Raw genomic sequence first — 15,067 nt, 5'->3', positions numbered from 1 at the left:
TTAGTTCACCGATTGTGGACATTGATTGCAGCAGATAGCATTCCAACACGGCGAATAACACAGCTCTGGGGTTTAAAAATGATGCTCAGACCAACCATACACAAGCAAAACCCGCACGCTTCCATTTCTGCTATCAGTGCTTTGTGGAACAAAGCAGTAAAACTCGCTGGAATTCGTCGCCGTAATCCGTACCATACAGGCCACGAAGTAGAACTGGCGATAAACGCGTAGGTTGGATGCTGTGGGCTTTGCTCATCAAGCCTGAGCCTGCCAGACCAGAAAATGACTATTGCGCGTTGGGAGCCTAGCCCTGCGAGCCTCATAACACCGGATACATATTCAATGTCAGAAGAACAAACCATCAACAAAAAAGAACAATACAATCTTAACAAGCTACAAAAACGCCTGCGCCGCAATGTGGGTGAAGCCATCGTCGATTACAACATGATCGAAGAAGGCGACCGTATTATGGTTTGCTTATCCGGTGGCAAAGACAGCTACACCATGCTGGAAATCCTGCGTAACCTGCAACAAAGCGCCCCTATCAATTTCAGCTTGATCGCTGTGAATCTTGATCAGAAACAGCCCGGTTTCCCCGAAGATATCCTGCCTGCGTATTTAGACAGCATCGGCGTGGAATATAAAATCGTAGAAGAAAATACCTATGGAATAGTGAAAGAAATAATTCCAGAAGGTAAAACCACCTGCTCACTTTGCTCTCGCTTACGTCGTGGGATCCTATACCGCACCGCGACCGAACTGGGCGCTACCAAGATTGCGTTAGGCCATCATCGTGATGACATGCTGCAAACGCTGTTCTTAAACATGTTTTACGGCGGCAAGCTGAAAGGTATGCCACCTAAATTGATGAGCGATGACGGTAAACACATTGTTATTCGCCCGCTGGCTTACTGCCGCGAGAAAGATATTGAACGTTTCGCTGAGGCGCGTGCTTTCCCAATCATTCCTTGCAACCTGTGTGGCTCACAGCCGAACCTACAGCGTCAGGTCATCAAAGATATGCTGCGTGATTGGGATCGTCGTCACCCTGGCCGCATCGAAACCATGTTTAGCGCGATGCAGAACGTAGTACCTTCGCATCTTGCTGATATTAATCTGTTTGATTTTAAAGGCATTCAGCACGGCGGCGAAGTTGTCGACGGCGGTGATTTGGCGTTTGACCGCGAAGAACTGCCGCTAATCCCCGTTGGATTAGCCGATGATGAAGATGCACCAAACTTTGACAACGCGGTACGTTTGGACGTCGTTGAAGTGAAATAAAGACTTTTTGATAAAGTGAACGCCGCTTATGTGGCGTTTTTTTATACTTAAAATTCAAAACAGCGCGTAATAAGAGCTAAATTCACGTTGTTTGTCTCTTTTTCTCGGGTAACTGTATTTATATACAGTTACTCCGTGCAGGCAAAAAAAATGCCGACTAAAAGTCGGCATGTTACGAATTAAATGTGCTATGCAATAATTCAAAAAATTAGGAAGTAAGACAATATGGAGCGCAACGCCCATCGCTTGGCGTTGCATTCACCTGCGAAATGAAGTTTGCCCTACCTCTAAAGGATAAATGTTGATATGGCTCAATATCGCGGGCTGTTTTGGTCATTCATGCCGATTTCTTTGATTTGCCACAAAAATTCCGCCGAGAGTATTTACAACCATTTACTGCGTTTTAACCAGACCACAACGAAAACACACAATAAAACTAGCAAAAAGCAGAACGTGGCAAACGCAACCGGCGAAGTATTACCGGGAATACCGCCTAAGTTTACCCCAAACAACCCGGTTAAAAACGTGGTGGGGAGGAAAAGCATGGCCAGCAACGACATGGTATAGGTGCGACGGTTCATCGCATCCGCCATCAGGTTCGAAATTTCATCGGCCAAAATTGCGGTACGCGCAATGCTGCCGTCTAAATCATCCAAGCCACGGCCAAGACGATCTGAAATATCCTGCATACGACGGCGGTCGTCATCGGTCATCCACGGCAAACGTTCGCTGGCCAAGCGGGCAAAAACGTCACGCTGTGGAGCCATATAGCGACGTAGCACAATCAGCTGCTTACGGATCAGTGCGAGTTGTCCACGCTCAGGAACCTGTTGATCGAGCAGGTTGTCTTCCAGATCGATAATTTTGTCATGCAGATCTTCAATGAATTCGCTGGCATGGTCAGTTAACGCATCGGCGACCTGTACTAACAAATCACCGCTGCTCACCGGGCCGGTGCCGTTTTGCAGATCGGTCAGCACTTCGTCAATGGCATACACTTTACGATGGCGGGTCGACACCACCAATTTACCCGTCATATACAGGCGAATTACCACCAATTGATCGGGGCGCGAATCATTATTAAAGTTAATGCTACGCAGCGTAATCATGGTGCCATCGCCCAAGCGAGTCACCCGTGGACGCATGCTTTCACCAGCCAGACACTCGCGAACGGAGTCAGGTAACAGCACAGAGTTTGTCAGCCAGCGCTGGGTTTCTTGGCGAGCATAGTCCAAATGCAGCCAGCAAGGATGTTCGCAGGTTGCCTGCGTGAGATCCGTAACAGGAACGCTGCCGCCTTTGCCGTCGAGCTGCAAAGCATAAACAGCATCCTGAATTTTTAACTGTTCACCCGAAATGACATTAGTATCTGTCACGGCACCCTCTTTCAGTAGCAAAAAAACTATATCTAATACTAGCCTTAACGTTTTGAAATTTAAACCTTCAGAGAAATTTCGCTCAACATATCACGCAAATAAATACGCCCTTCAGTTTGGCTAAAGGGCGTAGCGATAATTATCATTCTTTAGGCGGGGTCAATCACCGCTGTCGTTAGCCGAGACGTGCAACATAGGCGATTTTGCTGATCAAAAATGTCAATCTGCCATACCTGATGGCGTCGGCCAACGTGTACTGCTTTACACACCCCACGAACTCGACCTTCACGCACCGAGCGAATATGGTTGGCATTAATTTCAAGCCCAACTACCTGCTGCTTGCCTTCACTGCACAGATAACCAGCCAGCGAGCCTAGCGTTTCAGCCAATACCACGGAAGCCCCGCCATGCAGCAGACCGAAAGGCTGCGTCGTACGGCGATCGACCGGCATCGTTCCTTCGAGTTCATCATCACCCATGCGGGTAATTTGGATATCAAGATGGCCGACCATACAATCCGCACCGGTTTGATTAAGCTGCTCAAGCGTTGCTGCACGTTTCCAAATCATCGAACAATCTCCAAAAGTGCCTGTAAAGGATGGCGTAATCCATTTCCCTCAATGCGTTTAACCTGGCTGCGGCAAGAATATCCCGGAGCAAGACAGCGCTGACGCGGCAAGCGTTGCAGTGCCTGATGCCACGATAGCTCATAAATGCCCAGCGAGTTAGCCAGATTCTTACTTTCATGGCCGTAAGTTCCCGCCATTCCACAGCATCCAACGCTAACATTTTCCAAAGTCGCGCCATAACGGGCAAATATTTTCTGCCACTGCTGTGTGCTGGCGGGCAAGGCCGTCGTTTCAGTGCAATGACCGAACAAATACCACGATTCACCCGTTTGTGGCGGTGTTTCCTGCGGCTGAGGCAGCGCTTTTTGCAGCCACTCATGAACCAGCTGCACGCTGAAATCTCCGCGCTGCTCACCTAAAATCTCACGATACTCATCGCGATAGCACAGCACCAAAGCAGGATCGACACCCACCATCGGCATGCCCAAGCGCGCAACGCGATTGAGGAAATCTGCCGTTTTTTGTGCGGTTTTTGCAAAACGAGTCAGGAAGCCTTTGATATGCTGCGCCTTACCATTAGGCGAAAACGGTAGCAGAACGGGCTGAAATCCTAAGCGTTCAACCAAACGGACAAAATCGGCCACCACTTGAGCGTCATAGTATGTAGTGAAGGGATCTTGCACGATCAACACATGGCGCTGACGATCTTGCTCACCCAGTTTTTCGAGCTGTTCCAAGTTGGTTTGATAGGCACTGTGCCCTGCTAGCGACTGCTTAAGCGTCGGCGTCGACAGCAAAGGCAAGTCCACCATGCCAACACGTTTTTCACTCATACTACGTAGCCACGGCTGGCTGAAGAAAAAGTTAAATACTTTCGGTGCCTTCGCCATCAGCGGTGTGTAGCTTTCAACACCGGCGACCAAATAATCGCGTACAGGCCGCAGATAACGCGTGTGGTACAGCTGTAAAAACTTGGCTCGAAAGCCGGGAACATCAATTTTGATCGGACATTGGGTTGAACAGGCTTTACAGGCCAAACAGCCTGACATGGCATCTTTGACCTCATGCGAGAAATCGTATTCGCCTTTTTTGGCGTGCCAAGAATTACGCGTTTTTTCGATCATTCCGCGTACTGTAGTGCGCTCACCCAATTTTTGCTCAAGCGTTAACGGGTCTACTCCCTGCTCGGAAAGCAGCCGTAGCCATTCACGCACCAGCGTTGCTCGGCCTTTAGGGGAATGAATTCTATCGCCGGTGATTTTCATTGACGGGCACATGGGGCTACGCACATCAAAGTTAAAGCACAGGCCATTGCCGTTGCACTCCATCGCACCACGATATTCTGTTCGTACCTGAAGCGGAATGCGTCTGTCGTAGGTTCCACGCTTTTGGGCATCGACCTGCATCATTGGCTCATCGCAGTTGAGTGGAGAACAAATTTTCCCCGGATTCAGGCGGTTGTCAGGATCAAATGCGGCTTTAATACGACGCAGTTCGGTAAACAACGCGTCGCCAAAGAACTCAGGGCTGTATTGAGCACGAAAACCTTTACCATGCTCACCCCACAGCAAGCCGCCGTACTTGGCCGTGAGCTCAACGACCTTATCGGATAGCGTTTTCATCAGCATTTCTTGCTGAGGATCGCACATATCTAAGGCTGGTCGAACATGCAGAACGCCCGCATCCACGTGACCAAACATGCCATAGGTTAAATTGTGGCTATCGAGCAACGCGCGAAACTCAGCAATATAATCGGCCAGATGCTGTGGTGGCACGCAGGTGTCTTCCACGAAAGGGATCGGCTTGGCCTGCCCCTTCGCATTTCCCAGTAATCCCACCGCCTTTTTCCGCATCGCGTAGATACGCTCAATACCCGCAAGATCCTCGCAAACTTGATAGCCAATCACCCCGGCCTGCTGTGCCGCCATCAGCTCGTCCATGCGTTGGCATAATGATGCAACACGCGCATCAATCAACATGAGATCGTCACCGGCAAACTCAACGAAATTGAGTCCCAGCATCTCTTTATCGGGAACATCCAAAATCATTTCGCTAACGGAGTGCCAAACAATGTCTTCACGCGCCAGATTCAAAACCCGTGAATCCACGGTTTCTACCGACAGCGCTTTCGCCTCAACCATATAGGGAGCGTTACGCAGCGCAGAATCGAAGGAGTCATATTTAATATTCACCAAACGCCGCACTTTCGGGATCGGGGTAATATCGAGTTTGGCCTCGGTCACAAACGCCAAGGTTCCTTCAGAGCCTGTGATAATGCGTGTCAGGTCAAACGTTTGCATATCATCGCTAAACACGTGACGCAAATCGTAGCCCGTTAGAAAGCGGTTTAACACGGGGAATTTATCGATAATCAGCGCGCGGTTTTCTCGGCAGGAGTCCACCACTACGCGATAGATTCTCCCTCCTTGCGAGCCACTTTGTGCAAGGTTTTCCGCCAGCTCAACCGGAACGGGGGCTGTATCGAGAAGCTCACCGCCTAGCAACACGGTTCGCAGCCCCAATACATGGTCAGAGGTTTTGCCATACACCAGTGAACCCTGCCCTGAAGCATCGGTGTTTATCATTCCGCCGAGTGTGGCACGATTACTGGTAGAAAGTTCGGGGGCAAAAAAGTAGCCAAAAGGCTTTAAATATTGATTAAGCTGATCTTTGATAACCCCAGCCTCAACCCTTACCCACCCTTCTTGCGGATTAATCTCCAAAATACGGTTCATGTGGCGAGACATATCCACCACAATGCCACGGTTTAGCGATTGTCCGTTCGTTCCCGTACCGCCGCCGCGCGGGGTAAACACCAGCGAACGATAGCGTTCTTCTCCTGCTACGCGAGCAATCAATGCCACATCCGGCGTGGAGCGCGGAAACAACACCGCATCGGGCAACAGTTGATAAATACTGTTATCGGTGGACATGGTTAGGCGCGCCGCATAGCTGGTGTCCATGTCGCCGGTAAAACCGTTATTTTTCAGCGTTTGCAAGAAATCTAGCACCAGCTGAACGAGTCCTGGTGCCTGCGAAATTTGTGGGATCATCCGTCTCAACCCTGTCATGGTTGCTTATCAAATAAGGCTTATCAAAGCTTGCTTACATCAAAACTGTCTGCACCTATGCGCAGTTCCTGAATCTGAAAGGCAGATCCACCCTTTTTTATTATTCATGCGCTTCGCTGAATGGCTTAAGTACAAAGCGTGAGCCTTAGAAGCTATCACAAAAAAAGCGTGGATGCCGATGTCAGTAGCAACAAAATTTACCCTTTGATAACAATGCGATTGCAACTATGCAAAACATATCACTGCCTAAGCGGGAGCTTAGTCGAACATTCGACTGAACGCCTGCGCCTTCTCACTTTGCATATAAAATCGGAATCTCAGTTTTCTTAATGTTTCTTTAAGGTTCGAAATGGATACTGCAACTCTGATTATCTCATTAGGTGCATTTTATGTCTTATTTCCCTAAAACCTCTGTGGAATTTTGTGCTCAGCTTTTTGCAGCAGTCACTACGGTGGCGTTTATCGTCCATTATTTCACCAGCAACTAAATGACAACTCAGGAAGTCTCTCGCTCATCGCATTCATCTGCAGTGAGGTATAGGCTTATTAGATTGAATATCCACGCTTAAATAACATCCACCTGCTATGCTTTCTTACATAGTGACGCTAGGGTTTTTACCCATGATGGGTCATCATAGGCATAGGGAACTCAATGTTCTATTTTAGGATGGATTTCAAATGTATAAACCGCAGCACAAATACGATCTCCCCCGCATTATGTTCGGGGTTTTGTTTGTATCGTTAATGATTGTCGCCTGCCTTTGGGTGGTACGACCATTTATTCTTGGATTTGCATGGGCCAGCATGATTGTTATCGCAACTTGGCCAGTGCTCATTAAATTGCAGAATATATTTTGGGGCAAACGCTGGATTGCGGTGTTGCTCATGACATTATTATTACTGCTACTCTTCATTATTCCTATTGCACTCGTGATAGGCAGCCTTATCGATAATAGCGGCCCTGTTCTTGAGTGGGCATCGTCCGCGAAAAACTGGTCTATTCCCGATCTGCTGTGGCTAAAAAGCATTCCTGCCGTTGGGCACAAACTGTATAACAGCTGGCATTCAATGCTAGCCGGTGGCGGCAGCATTATTATCGCCAAAATACAGCCTTACATTGGCCAAACCATCACGTGGTTTGTTGCGCAGGCCGCGCATGTCGGTTCATTCGTATTGCATTGTTCACTTATGCTGCTATTTAGCGCACTGCTCTATAGCCGCGGCGAAGATGTCGCCTTAGGTATTCGCCACTTTGCGGTTCGTCTAGGCTCAGAACGTGGCGATGCGGCGGTGGTGCTTGCAGCTCAAGCGATCCGCGCCGTTGCGCTCGGGGTGGTGGTTACCGCCCTTGTTCAATCGGTTCTCGGCGGTATTGGCTTGGCGATTAGCGGGATTGGCTACGCCACGCTGCTCACGGTGCTCATGTTCATTTGCTGCTTGGCGCAGCTTGGACCGTTGTTAGTACTGATCCCCGCCATCATCTGGCTATATTGGAGCGGTGATACCACATGGGGGACGGTGCTATTAGTCTGGAGCTGTGTGGTAGGTACGCTGGACAACTTCCTGCGTCCTGCACTTATTCGCATGGGTGCAGATTTGCCAATGATCCTCATTTTGTCTGGCGTTATCGGCGGCCTGTTGGCTTTCGGCATGATAGGTCTATTTATCGGTCCGGTGGTGCTTGCCGTTTCTTATCGCTTGGTCTCTGCATGGGTACATGAAGCACCGGAGCCGGTAAAAGACGCCGAACAGGTGGCACGTGAATTAGACCAACTGTAACAACAGTTAATAGCAGATATATTGCAACGGGGCCAATGGCCCCGTTTTTAATTAAGATTCCGCATAACGCTTATTTGCAACAGCAAGCGACACAATTAAGAATATCCTTAAGTTCTCTCTTAAATTAATCATAAATAAATATTTGTCTTTTTTATTTATGATTAATTTTCCAACCATTAGAGATTATTCTTAAATATGCCAAAAACAAACTATCGTAATAACTAAAAATGGGTTATATAATATAACCCATTCTGATTCAGATGATTCTTAAAGACGATCTAAGCCAGCATACCTATCATGTTCAGTAACTTAGATTGCTAAGTACCCCTAAAAGAGCCGCTTTGTTCAAGCGTAACTTCTTACCGAATTGCTGTGTGTAGTCTTTGCCCATCTCCCTATGATGGGCTTTTTTTTATAATTTTCCCAGCCTAACAAATCATCAAAAACATCTTAAATTAAAAAAGCGACTGTATAAAACAGTCGCTCGATTTTAGATTCGTCTAATTTATAGCCGAATCTATTTCTCTGACAAATTAATCCAAGTTTGAACTACCGTATCTGGATTTAAGGATAAACTATCAATACCTTCATCCATCAACCAACGTGCGAAGTCTTCATGATCTGAAGGCCCTTGCCCGCAAATTCCAACATATTTCCCTTGAGCCTTAGCCGCTCTGATAGCCATGGAAAGCAATGCCTTAACAGCATCATTGCGTTCATCAAACAGCTCAGAAACCACACCGGAATCGCGATCCAACCCCAGCGTTAGCTGAGTCATATCATTGGAACCAATAGAGAAACCATCAAAATGTTCAAGGAACTGATCCGCCAGCAGGGCATTTGATGGGATTTCACACATCATAATGACCTTAAGATCGTTCTCGCCACGTTTAAGCCCTTCCGAAGCCAGCTGCTTAACCACCGCTTCGGCCTGCGCCACCGTACGAACGAACGGGATCATCACTTCAACGTTAGTCAGTCCCATCTCATTACGTACGCGTTTTACCGCTGCACATTCCAACGCAAAGCAGTCTTTAAAGCTCTCTGCAACGTAACGGCCAGCGCCACGGAACCCCAGCATTGGATTTTCTTCATGTGGCTCATAACGTTCGCCGCCAACCAGATTGGCATATTCATTGGACTTAAAATCAGACAGACGCACGATAACGCGTTTTGGCCAGAATGCAGCCGCCAGCGTCGCGATCCCTTCCGTCAAACGGCCGATGTAAAACTCGACTGGGCTATCATAGCCTTGCATCATCTGCTTAATTTCGGCCTGAGTCTCAGCGTCTTGCTGGTCAAACTCGAGCAGCGCACGTGGATGCACGCCAATCATGCGGTTGATGATGAACTCCAAGCGCGCCAGACCAACGCCCTCGTTAGGCAAACGAGCAAAGTCAAAGGCACGATCGGGATTACCGATGTTCATCATGATTTTCAACGGCAAATCGGGCATGGTTGAAACCTGAGAGCTATGCACCGTGAAGTCCAGCATATCGCTGTAAACATAACCGGTATCGCCTTCGGCACAGGAAACCGTGACTTTCTGGCCGTCACGCAGATGTTCCGTGGCATCACCGCAGCCCACCACCGCAGGAATACCCAGTTCACGCGCAATAATCGCCGCGTGACAAGTACGTCCACCACGGTTAGTGACAATGGCCGATGCTTTCTTCATGATCGGCTCCCAATCGGGATCGGTCATATCTGTCACCAGCACATCGCCCGGTTCAATACGGTTCATTTCACTGATGTCATGGATCACTTTTACCGGCCCAGCACCAATACGATGACCGATGGCACGGCCTTCGGTTAGCACTTCGCTGTGGCCCGTCAGCTGGTAGCGCTCCATCACTTGTTCGTTGGAACGAACGGTCTCTGGCCGTGCCTGAACGATAAACAGCTTGCCAGTGTGCCCATCTTTCGCCCATTCAATGTCCATCGGACGGCCATAGTGCTGCTCAATCATCAGCGCATGATGCGCCAACTGCTCCACTTCATGGTCGTTCAAACTAAAGCGATTACGTGCGTTTTCTTCAACATCTTCAATGCGAACCTGTTTGCCGTGCTCTTGGCTTGCGGCATACACCATCCGAATTTTCTTCGATCCCATCGTACGACGCACAATCGCAGGTTTACCCTTTTGCAGCGTCGGTTTGTGAACGTAAAACTCATCAGGGTTTACCGCCCCCTGCACCACCATTTCACCCAGACCGTAGGCTGAAGTAATGAAAACAACCTGATCGAAGCCTGACTCGGTATCAATGGTGAACATCACACCCGCAGCCGCCAAATCGGAACGCACCATCAGCTGAACACCCGCCGAAAGCGCTACGCCGCGGTGGTCATAGCCTTGATGCACGCGATAAGAAATGGCGCGATCGTTAAACAGCGAGGCAAAAACATGCTTCACCGCGACCATCACCGCGTCGATACCTTGAACGTTGAGGAAAGTTTCTTGCTGACCGGCAAACGATGCGTCAGGCATATCTTCAGCCGTTGCAGATGAACGGACGGCAAAAGAGGCATCGGCATTATCTTGTGCCAATTGCTGATAGGCACTGCGAATGTCACGCTCTAAGGCTGGAGTAAATGGCGTTTCTACTACCCACTGACGGATCTGTGCGCCCGCTTTGGCCAGTTGTGTCACGTCATCAATATCTGTCTTATCCAGCAAATCATAAATACGTTGGTTAACACCGCTTTGTTCCAGAAAATCATTGAATGCCTGTGCGGTAGTAGCAAAACCATTAGGCACCGAAACACCAAGTTCAGACAGATTGGTGATCATTTCTCCCAGAGAGGCATTCTTGCCCCCCACCCGATCAACATCGTGCATGCCGAGCTGGTTGTACCAAAGCACGTTATGCAAGTCAGGGCCATTACTAGACATCGAGACAATCCTTTTCACATTCAAAGATGGGTACAGAAAATAATTGTGGCCGTAAATCCGGCGTTTTCAGACTAGCACAATGTGGGGTTTCGCCAAGACAGGTGAATCGATCCACCTATTGGTGAATATCATGAATTTTCTTCAAACCGCACTTTTATACTCAGGATGGCTGAAATCCGTCAGCAAAAAGCCATAGAAAGCTGAAGGACAATCGGTTTGATACAAGCAAACGATTTCCTTGGTTAATTAGTCCATATCCAAACAGATAAAACTGAAAAACCACAGGACAGATGGCTTTGGATAGCTATTAATCAATTTTAGTGTTAATTTACTGCGTGATTAGTCAATTTCAGTAATTAAACGCATTCAATAATTATCATCAGTGAATGAGTTCCTGACACGTTTTCCCCTCGAACGTTATCCTTCTGGCTGATCGGTCCGTCACCACCCGTATCTGTTTTTATCCCGTTCTATCGAGTTAGCTATTTAAACATCACAGCAAAAGATTTTACATTTAAGGTTATTGCCATGATTTTTACCGATTTAGAGCTCCAAGATATTAAACGCTGTATGGATTTATTTTTATCGAAGCGTCGCCCTGCAGAAAATTTGCGCCATGAAAACGACCTTTCATATCGGATTACGGGCCATGACATCGACATTTTTGAGCTACACGCCTCAGACGAAGGTAAAAAAACCAAAATGGTTGAACAGCCTTCTATAAAGGTGACCTATGTAGAAGACTCCAAACAATGGACCCTCTACTGGATGCGCCCTAATGCCGAGTGGCATCTTTATCAAGACGATGCCGTACCGTCTTTCAGCATTGCCATGCGTATTGTCGATCGCGATGAATTTGGCTGCTTCTTCGGTTAAAAGCCTCGCGCTAAAGCATGCTTTCGCACCCTGCAGTTTGAAATATAAAATATGTAAATAAAATGTGAGTGCGCTAGAGTAGGAACTACGTCAGAAAAGTCCCTACAGGAGCGCGGAGTGGAAAGAAGCGTATTTTATATTTCAGATGGTACGGCAATCACCGCCGAGGTTCTCGGACACGCAGTACTGTCACAATTTCCCGTCGACATCACCTCATTTACCTTACCCTTTGTAGAAACTGAAACTCGCGCCGAAGCCGTGTGCCAGCAAATTAACGATATCTACCAGCGCACCGGATCACGCCCGCTGGTGTTCTATTCCATTGTCTCACCCAAAATTCGCGAAATTATTCACAGTAGCAAAGGGTTTTGTCAGGACATCGTTCGGGCGCTGGTGGCGCCGTTGCAAGATGAACTAGGGATGAATCCGGTTCACGTCGCAAACCTCACCCACGGTCTGACTGAGCATAACTTATTAAAGTATGATGCCCGTATCGCCGCCATTGACTACACGTTAGCGCACGATGATGGCATTTCACTGCGTAATCTCGATCAGGCTCAGGTCATCTTACTCGGCGTTTCTCGCTGTGGAAAAACGCCTACCAGCCTTTATCTCGCCATGCAGTTCGGTATCCGCGCCGCAAACTACCCTTTTACCGCCGATGACATGGATAACCTCCAACTGCCGCCCGCGATTAAAGCCTATCAACATAAGCTTTTCGGCCTAACGATAAACCCTGACCGACTTGCCGCGATCCGCGAAGGCCGCCGAGAAAACAGCCGCTATGCCTCGATGCGCCAGTGCCGACTAGAATTAGCCGAAGTTGAAGCCTTGTATCGCAAAAATCAAATCCGCTACCTCAACACCACCAATCATTCAGTTGAAGAGATTGCCACCAAGATCCTCGATACGCTGGGGCTGAGCCGGCGGATGTATTAGTTCATCTATTCTATAAAAACGCCGAGGTTGGCTGCTCGGCGTTTATACCTTTGCTGCCCCATCATTAAATCTGCATTAAACAATCATTAATATTCATTACAATCAAATAGTTAAAATCATTAGCATAATTAATTAACTGCATACAAAGCCCACCAAGCACGATATTTTCCCCCTCACGATTTTCTACTTCCCCAATAGAGTTTCTATAAGGAACGTTGCACCATGCCAATGGATACGGGTCTCTATTTTTCTTGTCAAATCGGCGACCTGCCGATTGAGACGTTTGACGTTGCTGAATTCAATTTGAGCGAGGGCCTATCTGAGCTGTTCACGCTCACCCTCACGTTGGTCAGCACGTCGGATAGCATCGATATGCAGTCACAACTGCTACAAAGTGCCGTGTTGACCATTACCGTAGATGGCGATGTTAAACGCATCGTCACCGGCGTGGTCACCAGCGCCGAACAGGGCGATTCTGGTTTTCGCCGCACCTATTATTATCTCACCGTACGCCCCGCCATGTGGGTGATGACGCTCGACCAAGACAGCCGCATTTATCACCAAAAATCCGTACCTGACCTGCTAACGGAATTACTCAAGCAGCACTGCGTCCAGGCCAGTTGCGTGATGATGAAGGATACCCATCCAGTTCATGAGTATGTGACACAAAAACGCGAGTCGGGCTTCGAGTTCTTCACCCGCATGGCAGCAGAAGAAGGTTTTGTCTTCTGGTTTGAACCCAAAGGGTTGTGCTATAGCGACAGCTATTTAGGCATGGTAACGGGCAGCACGCTGACCTATAACCCCCATCCCAAAGGCGCAGTTTCTGGCGATATCGTCTCTCAATGGCGCTTTGGGGCCCACATGCGCCCGCAAAAAACCGTGCAAAAAGACCGTAACTATCTCAACCCTGCCGACCGTTTGCAGCTCGATGGCTGGCCTAGCGGCAGCGCGCGTAAGCCCACTTCGTTCTCAGTGTTTGAAAGCTATGGCCGTTTTCAAAACGACGGCGAGGCAACCCCGTTAACCAAATATCGTATTGAGCAGCTGCAAGCCGACAGCCGCACGGGAACCGGTCAGTCTAACTGTGCCGCCCTGATGCCCGGAGAAATCTTCACGCTTACCGAGCATCCCGTCGCTGCGATGAACGACAAATGGCAAATCATCGCCATTGAACATCATGGCAAAATGCCTGAAGCGCTTGAGCAAGATAACGGCGAGCGTCATCAGGGAACCACGCTGACGAATCATTTTCGCTTCATTCCGGGAAAAACTGATTGGCGCGCGCCCTACCGCTACAAACCCACCGCCGATGGCGATGAAGTGGCGACCGTGGTGGGGCCGGCCGGTGAAGAGATTTACGTTAATGAAGATGGCTGCATTCGCGTGCATTTTCACTGGGATCGCTACAACCCCGCAGATGAAAAAGCCTCGTGCTGGATACGCGTATCACAAGGCTGGAACGGCAGCGGCTTCGGCATGATGGCGATCCCGCGCATCGGGCAAGAAGTGATCGTTTCTTACCTTAACGGCGATGTCGATCGCCCTATCGTCACCGGAATGACCTACAACGCGCTCAATCATCCACCGTATGCCTTGCCTGCTAATAAAACCAAAACGGTTTTGCGCAGTAAAACGCTAAAAGGCCAAGGCTATAACGAACTCTCTTTCGAAGATAGCTCAGGCAAAGAAGAGCTCTATTTACGCGCCCAAAAAGACTTTCACGCCCGCGTTGAAAACGATGCGCAATGGCAAATTCTGCGCGACCAGCACCACAAAATAGAACGAGACCAGATCACCGAGCTAACCCGCGACCGCCATGAAATCATTCAAGGAGAAATGCGCAGCAAAATCAGCGGTGATGTCTCATTAGAGATCGGCGCAAGCCTGCAACAAAAAATCGGCAAATCGCACATCGTGAAGGCCAGTAAAGAAATTCACTACAGCGCAGGCAGCAAAGTAGTCATTGACGCAGGAACCGAGTTAACCCTCAAAGCCGGTGGGAAATTTATCACGCTCAACCCGTCTGGGATCTATATGTCAGCAGGGGTACACATCGGCTCGGGCTCCGCGGGAAGCGGCTCTGCGCTCTCGATAAAATCCCCTCTCGAGGCGCTGAAATTAGCCGTGCCGCCACCGCTGACGCCGGCCCAGTTAGAAACATTTGAAGCCGAAGCCCCCTATTGTGAAGAGTGTGAAAAATGCAAAGACGGCGGCTGTGGATTTGGTGATGGCGGAGGATCCGGAGGAGGCAGTGGAAGCGGCGGAAGCGGCGGAAGCGGC

The 15,067-nt window shown here is 48.8% G+C and carries 9 protein-coding genes and 1 pseudogene; 6 read left to right on the top strand and 4 right to left on the bottom strand.

Features of this window, described 5'->3' with window-relative positions; all coding sequences use genetic code 11:
* Positions 1-102: 102 nt before the first annotated feature.
* A pseudogene (locus BN1044_RS24245) lies at positions 103-204 on the top strand (site-specific integrase); the annotation flags it as partial.
* Between the two features lie 138 nt (positions 205-342).
* A complete protein-coding gene (ttcA, locus tag BN1044_RS21300) occupies positions 343-1,281 on the top strand; it encodes a tRNA 2-thiocytidine(32) synthetase TtcA (protein ID WP_072310359.1) in 939 nt (312 codons plus the stop codon).
* Positions 1,282-1,664: 383 nt separating this feature from the next.
* Here ttcA and zntB read toward each other — a convergent pair whose 3' ends face one another.
* The 3 genes from zntB to ydiJ all read right to left on the bottom strand — a co-directional run bounded on the left by zntB (position 1,665) and on the right by ydiJ (position 6,279).
* Complete coding sequence (zntB, locus tag BN1044_RS21290) at positions 1,665-2,672, bottom strand: zinc transporter ZntB (protein ID WP_211095773.1); 1,008 nt, start codon at positions 2,670-2,672, stop codon at positions 1,665-1,667.
* Between the two features lie 134 nt (positions 2,673-2,806).
* Positions 2,807-3,226, bottom strand: a complete 420-nt coding sequence (menI, locus tag BN1044_RS21285; RefSeq protein WP_072310356.1) for a 1,4-dihydroxy-2-naphthoyl-CoA hydrolase — start codon at positions 3,224-3,226, stop codon at positions 2,807-2,809.
* On the bottom strand, positions 3,223-6,279 hold the full coding sequence (ydiJ, locus tag BN1044_RS21280) for a D-2-hydroxyglutarate dehydrogenase YdiJ (protein WP_072310355.1): 3,057 nt from the start codon (positions 6,277-6,279) through the stop codon (positions 3,223-3,225). Before ydiJ ends, menI begins: the two co-directional genes overlap by 4 nt.
* Positions 6,280-6,975: 696 nt before the next feature.
* Between ydiJ and ydiK the strand changes: the two genes are divergently transcribed.
* Complete coding sequence (gene ydiK / locus BN1044_RS21275) at positions 6,976-8,076, top strand: AI-2E family transporter YdiK (protein ID WP_072310354.1); 1,101 nt, start codon at positions 6,976-6,978, stop codon at positions 8,074-8,076.
* A 517-nt stretch (positions 8,077-8,593) separates the two neighbouring features.
* On the opposite strand, the gene ppsA is transcribed toward ydiK, so the two are convergent.
* Positions 8,594-10,969 (bottom strand): phosphoenolpyruvate synthase, encoded by a 2,376-nt coding sequence (ppsA, locus tag BN1044_RS21270; protein WP_072310353.1) that lies wholly within the window; start codon positions 10,967-10,969, stop codon positions 8,594-8,596.
* Between the two features lie 528 nt (positions 10,970-11,497).
* Here ppsA and BN1044_RS21265 point away from each other — a divergent pair.
* The 3 genes from BN1044_RS21265 to BN1044_RS21255 form a co-directional block, all read left to right on the top strand.
* Positions 11,498-11,845: a DUF3024 domain-containing protein gene (locus BN1044_RS21265; protein WP_061554605.1), complete on the top strand. Its 348-nt coding sequence runs from the start codon at positions 11,498-11,500 to the stop codon at positions 11,843-11,845.
* Between the two features lie 117 nt (positions 11,846-11,962).
* Positions 11,963-12,784: a posphoenolpyruvate synthetase regulatory kinase/phosphorylase PpsR gene (ppsR, locus tag BN1044_RS21260; RefSeq protein WP_072310352.1), complete on the top strand. Its 822-nt coding sequence runs from the start codon at positions 11,963-11,965 to the stop codon at positions 12,782-12,784.
* Between the two features lie 222 nt (positions 12,785-13,006).
* A partial coding sequence (locus BN1044_RS21255; protein WP_072310351.1) for a type VI secretion system Vgr family protein occupies positions 13,007-15,067 on the top strand: 2,061 nt, incomplete at its 3' end.

Source organism: Hafnia alvei (assembly GCF_900095695.1).
GTDB lineage: Bacteria > Pseudomonadota > Gammaproteobacteria > Enterobacterales > Enterobacteriaceae > Hafnia > Hafnia alvei_B.
The sequence above is the reverse complement of the archived record's forward strand: the minus strand, read 5'-3'. Positions and strand labels throughout refer to the sequence as shown.